The 12,158-nt window shown below is 72.9% G+C and carries 13 protein-coding genes; 4 read left to right on the forward strand and 9 right to left on the reverse strand.

The window, feature by feature from the left end; all coding sequences use genetic code 11:
* Window positions 1–40: 40 nt before the first annotated feature.
* Window positions 41–1,009 carry an ATP-binding cassette domain-containing protein gene (locus A4R25_RS06680; protein WP_064445998.1) on the forward strand — a complete coding sequence of 323 codons (969 nt, stop codon included), beginning with the start codon at window positions 41–43 and terminating at the stop codon, window positions 1,007–1,009.
* Window positions 1,006–1,788, forward strand: a complete 783-nt coding sequence (locus A4R25_RS06685; protein WP_064445999.1) for an ABC transporter permease — start codon at window positions 1,006–1,008, stop codon at window positions 1,786–1,788. Before A4R25_RS06680 ends, A4R25_RS06685 begins: the two co-directional genes overlap by 4 nt.
* Window positions 1,789–2,205: 417 nt before the next feature.
* Here A4R25_RS06685 and A4R25_RS06690 read toward each other — a convergent pair whose 3' ends face one another.
* From A4R25_RS06690 to A4R25_RS06715, 6 genes are read right to left on the reverse strand one after another with little or no spacing between them, the layout of a single operon-like run.
* Entirely contained in the window at window positions 2,206–3,540 is a 1,335-nt protein-coding gene (locus tag A4R25_RS06690; protein ID WP_064446000.1) for a glutamate mutase L, read from the reverse strand.
* Window positions 3,537–3,929 (reverse strand): hotdog domain-containing protein, encoded by a 393-nt coding sequence (locus A4R25_RS06695; RefSeq protein ID WP_030502415.1) that lies wholly within the window; start codon window positions 3,927–3,929, stop codon window positions 3,537–3,539. The genes A4R25_RS06690 and A4R25_RS06695 overlap by 4 nt, the downstream gene beginning before the upstream one ends.
* Window positions 3,926–4,681: an OAM dimerization domain-containing protein gene (locus A4R25_RS06700; RefSeq protein WP_030502414.1), complete on the reverse strand. Its 756-nt coding sequence runs from the start codon at window positions 4,679–4,681 to the stop codon at window positions 3,926–3,928. Before A4R25_RS06700 ends, A4R25_RS06695 begins: the two co-directional genes overlap by 4 nt.
* Window positions 4,674–6,236, reverse strand: coding sequence for a lysine 5,6-aminomutase subunit alpha (locus A4R25_RS06705; protein ID WP_043324125.1), 1,563 nt, complete (start codon window positions 6,234–6,236; stop codon window positions 4,674–4,676). Before A4R25_RS06705 ends, A4R25_RS06700 begins: the two co-directional genes overlap by 8 nt.
* Window positions 6,233–7,804, reverse strand: a complete 1,572-nt coding sequence (locus A4R25_RS06710; protein ID WP_064446001.1) for an amidohydrolase — start codon at window positions 7,802–7,804, stop codon at window positions 6,233–6,235. The genes A4R25_RS06705 and A4R25_RS06710 overlap by 4 nt, the downstream gene beginning before the upstream one ends.
* A gap of 4 nt (window positions 7,805–7,808) precedes the next feature.
* Window positions 7,809–8,870, reverse strand: coding sequence for a hypothetical protein (locus tag A4R25_RS06715; RefSeq protein ID WP_064446002.1), 1,062 nt, complete (start codon window positions 8,868–8,870; stop codon window positions 7,809–7,811).
* A 143-nt stretch (window positions 8,871–9,013) separates the two neighbouring features.
* On the opposite strand from A4R25_RS06715, the gene A4R25_RS06720 reads away from it, so the two are divergent.
* Window positions 9,014–10,420, forward strand: a complete 1,407-nt coding sequence (locus A4R25_RS06720) for a KamA family radical SAM protein (protein ID WP_043324131.1) — start codon at window positions 9,014–9,016, stop codon at window positions 10,418–10,420.
* A 59-nt stretch (window positions 10,421–10,479) separates the two neighbouring features.
* Here A4R25_RS06720 and A4R25_RS06725 read toward each other — a convergent pair whose 3' ends face one another.
* On the reverse strand, window positions 10,480–10,674 hold the full coding sequence (locus A4R25_RS06725) for a CsbD family protein (protein WP_043324133.1): 195 nt from the start codon (window positions 10,672–10,674) through the stop codon (window positions 10,480–10,482).
* Window positions 10,675–10,834: 160 nt separating this feature from the next.
* Between A4R25_RS06725 and A4R25_RS06730 the strand changes: the two genes are divergently transcribed.
* Window positions 10,835–11,446, forward strand: a complete 612-nt coding sequence (locus A4R25_RS06730; protein WP_064446003.1) for a histidine phosphatase family protein — start codon at window positions 10,835–10,837, stop codon at window positions 11,444–11,446.
* Here A4R25_RS06730 and A4R25_RS06735 read toward each other — a convergent pair.
* On the reverse strand, window positions 11,379–11,882 hold the full coding sequence (locus A4R25_RS06735) for an Lrp/AsnC family transcriptional regulator (RefSeq protein WP_043330145.1): 504 nt from the start codon (window positions 11,880–11,882) through the stop codon (window positions 11,379–11,381). The two genes, A4R25_RS06730 and A4R25_RS06735, sit on opposite strands and share 68 nt — an antisense overlap.
* 59 nt (window positions 11,883–11,941) lie before the next feature.
* Window positions 11,942–12,157, reverse strand: a complete 216-nt coding sequence (locus A4R25_RS06740) for a DUF433 domain-containing protein (RefSeq protein WP_030502405.1) — start codon at window positions 12,155–12,157, stop codon at window positions 11,942–11,944.
* Between the last annotated feature and the right edge of the window lies 1 nt (window position 12,158).

The raw sequence follows: 12,158 nt of genomic DNA on the forward strand, positions 1-12,158 counted from the left end.
GGTGCGCGCCCGGTCAGCGGCACCGGTGACGCTTGCCGGCATGAGCGACGACACGACGGCCGTGCTGGCCGACGGGATACGAAAACGGTACGGCCGCACCACCGCCCTGGACGGCTTCGACCTGGCCGTGCCGGCCGGCACGGTGTACGGGGTGCTGGGCCCCAACGGCGCCGGCAAGACCACCGCGGTGCGGATCCTCACCACGCTACTGCGCTTCGACGCCGGCCGGGCCCGGGTGGCCGGGCACGACGTCGCCTCCGACCCGGACCGGGTGCGTGCGGCGATCAGCCTGACCGGGCAGTACGCGGCGGTCGACGAGGTGCTCAGCGGGCGGCAGAACCTGGTGCTGTTCGGCCGGCTGCGCCGGCTGTCCGCGCGGCGGGCCCGCGACCGCGCCGAGGAACTGCTGGACCGCTTCGGCCTGACCGAGGCGGCCGACCGGTCGGCGGGCGGCTACTCCGGTGGGATGCGCCGCCGCCTGGATTTGGCGGCCAGCCTGGTGGTGCCGCCGCGGGTGTTGTTCCTCGACGAGCCGACCACCGGCCTGGACCCGCGCAGCCGCAACGGTCTGTGGTCGGCGGTGCGGGAACTGGTCGCCGACGGCACCACGGTGCTGTTGACCACCCAGTACCTGCAGGAGGCCGACCACCTCGCCGACCGGGTGTGCGTCATCGACGCCGGCCGGGTGGTCGCCGAGGGCACGCCGGAGCGGCTGAAGGCCCGTATCGGCGCGGACCGGCTGGAGCTGGTGGTCCGCGACGCGGCGGACCTGCCGGCCGCGGCCGCCGTGGTGGAACGCGCCACCGGCACGGCGGTGACGGTGGACGCCGAGCTGCGCCGCGTCGACGCGCCGGTGACCGACCGGATCGCCGTGCTCATGACCGTGCTGCGGGCCCTGGAGGACGCCGGGGTGGCGGTGGAGGACGTGCTGGTGCGCCGGCCGACGCTGGACGAGGCGTTCCTGCGCCTCACCGGCGCCGACGCGCAGCGGGTGGGGGTGGCGTCGTGAGGGCGCTGACCGACGGGTGGCTGATGGCCGGACGGAACATGCGCCACGTGGTCCGCGCCCCGGAGGAGATCATCCTCTACTTCAGCCTGCCGATCATGTTCGTGCTGGTGTTCGGCTACGTGTTCGGCAGCGGCATGGCCGTGCCGGGCGGCGGCAACTACCGGGAGTTCCTGCTGCCCGGGGTGTTCGTGATGACGATGCTCTACGGCCTCGGCGCGACCGCCTCGGCGATCGCGGCGGACGCCGGCCGGGGCGTGGTGGACCGGTTCCGGTCGCTGCCGATGGCCCGCTCGGCGCTGCTGTCCGGCCGCGCCGGCGCCGACCTGGTACGGGCCTGTCTGGAGATGACCACGCTGGTGGTGTGCGGGCTGCTGGTGGGCTGGCAGTGGCGCGACGGCGTCGGCCCGGCGCTGGCCGCGGTGGCGCTGATCCTGCTGCTGCGCGTCGCGATGACCTGGGTGGGCATCCTGTTCGGGCTGCTGGTGCCGAACCCGGACACGGTGGCGGTGGTGGTGTTCCCGCTGGCGTTCCCGCTGACCGCCCTGTCGAACGTGTTCGTGGCGCCGGAGCTGATGCCGGACTGGCTGGGCGCGATCGCCGCGTGGAATCCGCTGTCGGCGACGGTGGCGGCGGCCCGGGACCTGTTCGGCAACCCGGGCCTGGGCGGCGACTCGTGGCCGGCCCGGCACGCGCTGGAACTGGCGGTCGCCTGGCCGCTGGCGCTGATCGCGGTGGCCGCCCCGGCGGCGGTGCGCCGCTACCGGCGGCTGGGTCACTGACACGGGGAACATCGGGGGGATGAAATCGGGGCGCGGCCGAAGCCGCGCCCCGATGCTCCCAGGCCCTTCCCGGCCGGTGGGGCGAAGACGATCGGCGCCGACCTTCGGACCGACCCGACGTGGACTGGCTGCCCCCGCCTGGCCGTTGTCTACTGGCCGTGCCTCTCACCTTGCCCGTACACCGGTAACCGCGGCCGGTTCGCGCCGCCCCGCCGACCCCCGCCCGCTGGACCTGGCCGCCGCAACCTTCCGGTCGCTCGGCCAGCGGACGAAGGGACGAAGCGAACAACAGCCGCTTCCCGTGGTAGGACTCAAAGACGGTACGGCGTGGACCCCCGCCGCTGTCAACCCACCCGGGCCTGTCGTGTGTTGCGACACGGCGTGTCGCGTCGGCGCGTCTCGATTCCTGAGCGCGGTTCAGGTGCCGAGGTGGTGCCGCAGCATCGCCGCCGCCGCACCCGGATGATCGTCGGCGAGCAACCCGGCCGCGGCCAGCACGTAGTCCACGTCGACGACCGGGCGGGCCGCCCGCGGCAACGCCCACCCGCCCGCGTGGTCGGTGAGCACCGCGTCGAGCACCGCCGCCGCGTCGCCCGGTTCGGCGTGCCGCAGCACCCCGCCGGAGCCGACGAGCAGCTTCACCTCCCGCAGGTCCCGCCCGGCCCGCTCCCCCGTCGCCGCCCCCCGCGCGTGCCGCCGCAACGCCACAGTCGCGGCGAGGGCCGCGATGCGCCGGTCCGCGGCCCGGTCCGCGTCACCGGCGGGCAGGAACCCCGGGTCGGCGGCCCGTACCGCCGCCGCGGCCGCCAGCTCCGCCTCGCCGGCCGCATCGAGCAGCCGCTCCTCGACCGCGGCGCGCACCACACCCGGCGCGCTCCACCGCATACCCAGGTCACCCTCGACGGTACGGGCCCGCCACAGCGTCCCGGCGACCTCCTGACTCGGGCCGCTGTCCCGCTCGTCGGGCGTGAGCACCGAGTACACGTCGGTGGTGGCGCCACCCACGTCCACCACTGCGAGGTCACCGCCGAGGGTGCCGGCAAGCACCTCCACACCGGTGAGCACCGCGTCCGGGGTGGCGGCGCGGACCAGCCGCGCGAACCGCGTACCCCGGGACAGCTTCTTGCCGCCGATGACGTGCCGCAGGAACACCTCCCGGATCGCCGCCCGCGCCGACGACGGCTCCAGCACCCCGATCCGGGGCAGCACGTTGCCCGCCACCGTCACCGGCACCCCCGCGCCGGCCAGCAGCGCGTGCAGCTCGTCACGCACGTCGGCGTTGCCCGCCAGGACCACCGGCACCCGCAAGCGGGCCTTCGCCAGCCGCGTCGCGTTGTGCGTCACCGTCTCGGCATCGCCGCCGTCGGTGCCGCCGACGAGCAGCACCACGTCCGGGCGGACCGCCCGCAACGCCGCCACGTCCGCCCCGGACAACCGCCCCGCCGCCACGTGCACCACGTTCGCGCCCGCCGACAGACCGACCCGCCGGCCCGCCTGAGCGGTGACGAGGGGCTCGTAGCCCACCACCGCCAGGCGCAGCCCACCCCCGGCCGACGAACACACGTACCAGGGCGCCTCAGCGACCCCGGCCGACGCGGTGGCCGCGCCGACCGCGGCGTCCAGGCCGTGCAGCACGTCGGTGCCCACAGTGGTGGGCGCCGACGCCGCCGCGACCAGCCGGCCGCCGTCGAGGTCCACCACCGCGGCCTTCGTGTACGTCGACCCGACGTCCGCGCAGACGACGACGCTCATGGCCGTTGCGGGACGACCACCGTGCCGGTCGCGGTGACCGCCACGATCGGCTCGTCGAGCACCTCGGCGGCCGACTCGCCCTTGTCCGGGCGGCCCCGGCACACCACGGTCGCGGCGAAGTCGATGGTGCGGCTGCGGGTGCCCACCCGGGTCACCGTCGCCGTCACCTCCAGCACGTCACCGGCCTTCATCGGCGCCCGGAACTGCACATCCGCGTACGAGGCGAACAACCCCTCGTCGCCGTCGGTGCGGATGCACACCTCGGTCGCCACGTCCCCGAACAACCCCAGCGCGTACGCCCCGTCGACCAGGTTCCCCGCGTAGTGGGCGTGGGAGTACGGCACGTACCGGCGGTGGGTGACTGTCAGACCGACACGCGGATCGCTCATGCGACGTTCGCCTTCCTGGAGGTGATCAAAGCGTGGACGAGGTAACTGGCCACCTCGCCCGGGGTGGTGCCACGCCCGAAGATCCGGTCCACGCCCAGCTCGCCGGTCATCGTCTCGTCGAACCGCGGCCCACCGACGATCAGCAGCGGCCGGCGCCCGGCCGGCATCGCCTCCCGGAACGCCGCCGACATCTCCCGCGTGTTGTGCAGATGAGCGTCGCGCTGCGTCACCACCTGCGACACCAGCACCGCGTCGGCGCGCTCCCGCCGGGCCGCCTCGACCAGCTCCGGCACGCTCACCTGCGCGCCCAGGTTCGTGACCTTCAACTCCCGGTAGTACTCCAGGCCCTTCTCCCCGGCGATGCCCTTGACGTTGAGGATCGCGTCGATGCCCACGGTGTGCGCGTCCGTGCCGATGCAGGCGCCCACCACCGACAGCTTGCGGCGCAACTGCCGCTTCACCACCGCGTTGACCTCCTTGGCCGACAGCAGCGGATAGTCACGCTCCACCACCTGCACCTTCGCCAGGTCCACCAGGTGGTTCACCCGCCCGTACACCACGAAGAACGTGAACCCGTCACCGATCGGTTTGGCGTGCACCAGCATCGCCGGGTCCATGCCCATCTTGTTCGCCAGCTGCACCGCCGCGCCCTCGGCCCGCTTGTCGTGCGGCACCGGCAACGTGAACGACACCTGCACCATGCCGTCACCGGTCGTGTCCCCGTACGGCCGCACAACCGTCTTCTCACTCATGGGGCTGCTCCAGGATCTCCGTGGCCGGGTTGTAGTAGTCCGCCTCGTGCCGGGCCACGCCGTCCAGGCCCTTCCCGCGGTCCGCCGGCCGCTTCATGATCCCGAACGTGCCCTCGGCGATCGCCGTCAGCAACGACTGGTCCCCGATGCGCTCCAGCAGGTCCACCGCCTCACCGAGCACCCGGTGCGCCCGCGCCTGGATGAACCCGCCCGGCGCCGGCACGAAGTCCTCGTGCAACCCGCCCGCCGCGCCCAGCACGTACCGCACGTTCTGCAGCGCGATGTCCCGGTCCGACAGCCACGGCGTCACCACCGCCTCGGTCATCATCCCCACCAGCAGAATCCCCTGCCCGGTCATCGTGCCCACCAGGTTGAAGAACCCGTCCAGCAGGTTGCCCCGGAACACGTCACCGGTCATGTGCTTCGTCGGCGGCATCCACTTCAACGGCGCGTCCGGGAACAACTCCCGCGCCAGCAGCGCGTGCGCCAACTCCAACCGGAACGACTCCGGCACGTCCGGGTTGATCTCGAACGCGTGCCCCAGCCCCAGCTGCCAGTCCGCCAGCCCTGCCTCGTGCGCGAAGAACTCGTTCAGCAGCTGCGACACCGTAACCGTGTGCGCCTCGTCCACCGCGTCAGCGGTGGTCAGGTAGTTGTCCTCGCCGGTGTTGATGATGATCCCCGCCCGCGCGTGCACCTGCCGCGAGAACCGCTGGTCCACGAACGTGCGGATCGGGTTGATGTCGCGGAACAGAATCCCGTACATCGAGTCGTTGAGCATCATGTCCAGCCGCTCCAGGCCGGCCAGCGTCGCCATCTCCGGCATGCACAGACCCGACGCGTAGTTCGTCAACCGCACGTACCGGCCCAGCTCCTTGGACGTCTCGTCCAGTGCCGCCCGCATCAGCCGGAAGTTCTCCTGCGTCGCGTACGTGCCCGCGAACCCCTCCCGGGTCGCCCCCTCCGGCACGTAGTCCAGCAGCGACTGCCCCGTCGACCGGATCACCGCGATCACATCGGCGCCGGCCCGCGCCGCCGCCTGCGCCTGCGGAATGTCCTCGTAGATGTCACCCGTGGCCACGATCAGGTAGATCCACGGCCGACGCGCCGGATCCCCGAACCGCTTCACCAAGCGGTCCCGCTCCGCACGCCGCCGGTCGATGCTGCGGATCCCCGCCGCGACCGCCTTACGCGACGCCCGCCGCGCCGCCGTCGCCGCCTTCCCCGACGGCTGCGCGAACCGCACCGACCCGGCCGCCGCCTTCTGCGCCAGCAACGTCACATCGGCGATGCCCTCACGCGCCAGCGCGTCGAACACCGGCGCCGCCACCCCGTGCCCCAGCCCCACGTCCGCGACCACCGCGTCGACCAGCCGGTTCACCCACGGAATACCGTCCGGGTCCGCGCCGGTCACCCCGGCCAGCCGCAGCACCGCCCGCTCCACCGACACCGTGGTGTGGCTACGCGCCAGATCCACCACCGGCTGCCCGGCCCGGCGCGCCAACTCCCGCGCCCGCGCCACCAACGCCGGATCCAGCCCAAGCTTCCCTGTCACGAAGACCCTTCCTGATAGATCACGTCACCGCGCAACACAGTGGCCCGGCACACCGGCAGCGGCGTCGGATCCTCCGGCCCCCGCAACTCCGGATCCTCGGCCAGCACCACCGGAAGCCCCCGCTCCACGCCCGCCGGGGTGTCCCACACCGCGAACGTCGCCGGCGCCCCCAACGCCAGCACACCCTCGTTGTCCAGGTGCACCGCCCGCCACCCGCCGCGCGTGTGCGCCGCGAACGCCGCCCGCACACTCATCCGCTGCGCCGGGTTGTGATGCGCCGCCGCCGCCCGCACCGACCCCCACGGATCCAGCGGCGTCACCGGCGAATCCGACCCGAACGCCAACGCCACCCCGACACCGTGCATCGCGCCCATCGGATTCGACTCCAGCGACCGCGCCAACCCCAGCCGCGACTCGTACATCCGGCCCGCGCCGCCCCACAACCTGTCGAACGCCGGCTGCATCGACGCCACGATCCCGTACTCCACGAACCCGGCGATCAACGCCTTGCTCATGATCTCCGCGTGCTCCACCCGGTGCCGCGCCGCCCGCAACCGGTCCACACCCACCGACCGCGCCGCCAGCCCGAAACCCTCCAGCACCGTGCCGATCGCCGCATCCCCGATCGCGTGGAACCCGCCCTGCAACCCGTGCGCCGCACAATCCAGCAGATGATCACGAACCTGCTCCGCCGACACGTACCCGTGCCCGCACGCCCCCGCCTCACCGTCCAGGTACGCCGCCGACACGTGCGCCGTCCGCGACCCCAGTGCCCCGTCGGCGAACAGGTCACCACCCGCGCCCACCGCGCCCAGCTCCCGGGCCTTCGCCGCACCCAGCAGCTCACCCCAGTACCCGTACACCTCCGGCACCCCGGCCCCCGAGACCGCCAGCAGCCCGGTGAAGTCCTCCTCGTCGGAGATGTCCGGCCCACCGCACTCGTGCACCGCCGCGACACCCAGCGACGCCGCGTGCGCCAGGGCCCGCCGCTGCGCCGCCACCCGCTGCGCCCGCGAAACCGACGCGAACGCCGCCGCCCGCACCACATGGTGCGCGTCGCGCCGCAACCACCCCGACGCCTCGTACCCGGCCGCCGACACCACCTCCGGGCACGCCGCCAGCAACGCCGCCGACACCAGCGCCGAATGGATCGACGCCTGCGACAGATACACCCGCCGCCCACCGGCCGCCCGGTCCAGCGCCGCCGCATCCGGCAACGCCGGATCCGCCCAGCCCGACTCGTCCCAGCCGTGCCCCAGCACCACCGCGTCACCCGGCAGACCCGCCGCGAACGCCGACACCGCCTCCAGCAGCCCACCCGCCGACCGCACCGCCGACAGATCAAGCCCCGACAACGCCAACCCGGTATCAGTCGCGTGCACGTGCGCGTCCACGAACGCCGGCGTCACCAGCGCACCGCCCAGCTCCACCACCCGGTCCGCCCGCGGCGCCTCCGCGTCCGTGCCCAACCAGGCGATCCGCCCGTCCCGCACCAGCAGCGCCGTCGCGCTCGGGTCGGCCGGACAGTGCAGCACTCCACCGCGATACAGCGTCGAGGGGTTCGTCATGGTCTCAGTCTGCCGCCAGACGCGCCTCGAACAGACCGCGCACCCCCGGCTCGGTCCGCAACAAATCCAGCGCCAGCGCCGCGTGCCCCGGCACGTACCCGTTGCCCACCAGCATCGTCACGTCCGCCGCCAGGCCCTCCGCACCAAGCGCCGCCGCCGCGAAGCTCGTCGCCATCGAGAAGAAGATCACCGTACCGCCGTCCGCCGTGGCCAACACCGCGCCGTGCTCACACCCCGGCACGTCCACGCACACCACAGTCACGTCCGCCGGCACCCCCAGCGCCGTCGTCACCGCCGTCGACAGCCCCACCGGATCCCGCGCGTCGGCCAGCGCCACCACGTCGGCCAGCCCGGCCGCCGCCAGCGCGTCCCGCTCCGCGGCCACCGGAACCACCCCGACGGTACGGGCGGCGCCCGCCCGCCGCGCCGCCGCCAGCGACAGCGACCCGCTCTTGCCGGCCCCACCGATCACCGCCACCGACACCGGACGCGGATCACCCTCACGTGAGCGCCGCGCCACCTGCTCGGCCACCACCCGCGCGGTGAGCGCCGGCGCCCCGCACACGTCCAGCACGGCGAGGGACAACTCGGGGTGCAGGTCCGCCGGCAGCACCGCCGCGATCGACCGCGCGAACAGGATCGCGTACCCGTCGCACGGCACCTGCTCGCTGCGCCCGTCCCAGCGGGCCAGCCCGTCGAGGATCGTCAGCGGCGTCAGCGTCAGCGACACGAGCGTCGCCACCCGGTCGCCCGGCTTCAGCCCCAGCGGCGACCGGCGGCCCGCCTCCTCGACGGTGCCGATCAGCATCCCGCCGGAACCGGTCACCGGGTTCTGCATCTTCCCCCGGGTCGACACGATCTCCAGCACCTCGGCGCGGACCTTCTCCCCGTCGCCGCCGTGCTTCTCCGCCAACTGCCGGAAGCTCGCCGCGTCCAGGTTCAGCCGCTCGACCCGGATCCGCACCTCGTTCGCCGCGATCCGCGGGTCCGGGTCCAGCCGCCAGGCCGCCTGCGGGAGCACCCCCGCCGGTTCCACGACTCGGTGCAGTCCCACCGGTGACGTCACGCCGACCCCCTATGTCCAGCCGCCCGAACCCCTGGTCAGGACTCGCATCGCGGGAAAACTTACGGCAGACTAATTTCTTCACCGCAGATTTTCCAGTAGCCTACGCATCCGTTGATCAACCCGCACACTGACGAGGAGGGGCCGTGACCCAGACCCAACCGGTGGAGACCATCCCGACGCCCCGCCACGCGCCGGTCGCCGTCCCGGCCGCCGGACAGCCCTACGAATACCGCCGCGCGCCCCTCGTCGAACCCGACTGGACCCGCTTCCCCGGCTGGCGCCACGTCACCCGCGACCAGTGGGAGAGCGCCCAGTGGCAGCGGGTCAACTGCGTCAAGAACATCAAGCAGCTGCGCGCCGTCCTCGGCGACACCGTCGACGAGACCTTCTACGCCGACCTGGAGGCCGACCAGAAGGCCCTGGCCACCATGTCCATGCTGGTGCCGCCGCAGATGCTCAACACCATGGTGCCGTTTGAGCCGATGAGCACCGAGGCGCTGCTCGCCGACCCGATCCGCCGCTACATGATCCCGGTCGCCTCCGACCGCCGCACCGACTGGCCGTCGCACCCGTACGCCAGCCGCGACAGCCTCCACGAACACGACATGTGGGTCGCCGAGGGCCTCACCCACCGCTACCCCACCAAGGTCCTCGCCGAACTGCTCTCCACCTGCCCGCAGTACTGCGGCCACTGCACCCGCATGGACCTCGTCGGCAACTCCACCCCCGCCGTCGACAAGCTCAAGCTCACCCTCAAGCCCGTCGACCGCTACGACGCCCACATCACCTACCTCAAGGCCCACCCCGGCGTACGCGACGTGGTCGTCTCCGGCGGCGACGTCGCCAACGTGCCGTGGCGCAACCTCGAGTCGTACCTGATGCGCCTGCTGGAGATCGAGACGATCCGCGACATCCGGCTCGCCACCAAGGCGCTCATGGGCCTGCCCCAGCACTGGCTCCAGCCCGACGTGGTCGAGGGCCTGGAACGGGTCGCCCGCACCGCCGCCCGCCGCGGCGTCAACCTGGCCATCCACACCCACGTCAACCACGCCCAGTCGCTGACCCCGCTGGTCGCCAAGGCCGCCCAGACCGCGCTCGACGTCGGCGTACGCGACGTACGCAACCAGGGCGTGCTCATGCGCGGCGTCAACGCCACCAGCGCCGACCTGCTCGACCTGTGCTTCGCGCTGCAGGGCGAGGCGGGCATCCTGCCGTACTACTTCTACATGTGCGACATGATCCCCAACGCCGAGCACTGGCGGGTCCCGGTGTGGCACGCCCAGCAGCTCCAGCACGACATCATGGGCTACCTGCCCGGCTACGCCACCCCGCGGATCGTCTGCGACGTGCCGTTCGTCGGCAAGCGGTGGGTGCACATGCTCACCGACTACGACCGCGAGCGCGGCATCTCGTACTGGACGAAGAACTACCGCACCTCGATCGAGTCGGCCGACCTGGAGGCGCTGAACAAGCGCTACGCCTACTACGACCCGATCGACACGCTGCCCGAGGCCGGCCAGGCCTGGTGGCTCGCCCACCGCGACGACTGACCCCGGACACCCGAACGGCGGGCTACCTCTGCGATGAGGTGGCCCGCCGTTCCGCGTACTCACTTGTTGAAGGCGTCCTTGACGTCGCGGCCCGCCTGCTTGGCGTGCTCCCCGGCCTGCCGGGCCCGGGCCGCGCTCTGCTCGGAGGCGCCCTCGGCCCGCAACCGCTCGTTGTCGGTCACGTCGCCGATCCGCTCCTTGGCCATTCCGCTCATCTCCTGGGCCTTGTTCTTCGCCTTGTCGGTGAAGCTCATGTCGCCCTCCTCGTTCCGGCTGAGCGTTGCCCTTGTCGCGTCCCCGGTGACTGTCGGGTGAAACGCTGTTGTGCTGCGCACATCGCGTAATGCGTCCTAGGACAATAGGTTGAAGGCTGGACGCCCGGCCGACGCCGACCCACCGTGGTTGACTGGGCCGGTGAACGAGATCCTGCTGATCCGGCACGGCGAGACGACCTGGAGCGCCGCCCACCGGCACACCTCGTACACCGACCTGGAGCTGACCCCCGACGGCGAGCGGCAGGCCCGCGCGCTGGCTCCCCTGCTCGCCGGCCGGCGCTTCGCCCGGGTGCTGTCCAGCCCCCGGCAGCGCGCCACCCGCACCGCCGCTCTGGCCGGGCTCGCCGTCGACGCGATCGAGCCCGATCTCGCCGAATGGCACTACGGCGAGTACGAGGGACGCACCAGCGCGGACATCCAGACCGAGCGGCCCGGCTGGTCGATCTGGACCGACGGCGGCCCCGGCGGGGAGTCACCGGAACAGGTGGGCGCCCGCCTGGACCGCGTGCTGGACCGGGTCGCGACGCTGCTGGAGCAGGGCGACGTGGCGCTGGTCGGGCACGGCCACAGCCTGCGGGTGCTCGGGGCACGCTGGATCGGGCTCCCGCCGTCGGCCGGCGGGCTGCTGCGGCTGGACACCGCCACGCTCAGCGTGCTCGGGCACGAGCACGGCCGGCGGGTGATCAGGCGGTGGAACCTGCCGGCTCCGCCGACGGGCGCGGACGACCCCGGCCGGTCAGCTCGCCACTGATCTTCGGCGGCCGGTTCTCGTACGGCGTCGACAGCACCACGGTGGTGCGCGTGGTGACGTTCGCCGAGGTGCGGATCTCCTGCAGTACCCGCTCCAGGTCGGCCGGACCGGCCACCCGCACCAGCAGGAGATAGAAGTCCTCCCCCGCCACCGAGTAGCACGAGTCGATCTCGGGCAGGTGGGCGAGCCGCTCCGGCGCGTCGTCCGGCTGGGACGGGTCGAACGGCCGGATCGCCACGAACGCGGTCAGCGGCAGGTCCAGCGCCTCGAACGACACCCGCGCGGCGTACCCCTTGATCACCCCGCGCTGCTCCAGCCGGCGGACCCGCTGGTGCACGGCCGACACCGACAGGCCCACCCGCTCGGCCAGGTCCGTGTACGACAGCCGACCGTCCCCGGTCAGCGCGGCGACGATGGCGCGGTCGATCTCCTCCACGCGCTGCACAGTAGCCGGTAAAACGCTCTCCCGCCGCACCCGGCCCGCCGTGGTGACGCTCAGCGCGCCGTCCGGTCGCGTACCGCGTCCGCGGCGTAGTTCAGGACCTCCGCCATGTCCTCCTCGTCCAGGAACGGCAGGTCGGTGAGGATGTCCGTGACGGACATGCCCTCGGCCATCATGGCCAGCAGGGTGGCCACGGGGATGCGCGACTGCCGCACGCAGGGCGCACCCCCCATGACGTCGGGGTCGGCGGTGATCCGGGGGAAGGTCACC

It is taken from the genome of Micromonospora sp. NBRC 110037 (assembly GCF_001652995.1).
Classification (GTDB): domain Bacteria; phylum Actinomycetota; class Actinomycetes; order Mycobacteriales; family Micromonosporaceae; genus Micromonospora; species Micromonospora chalcea.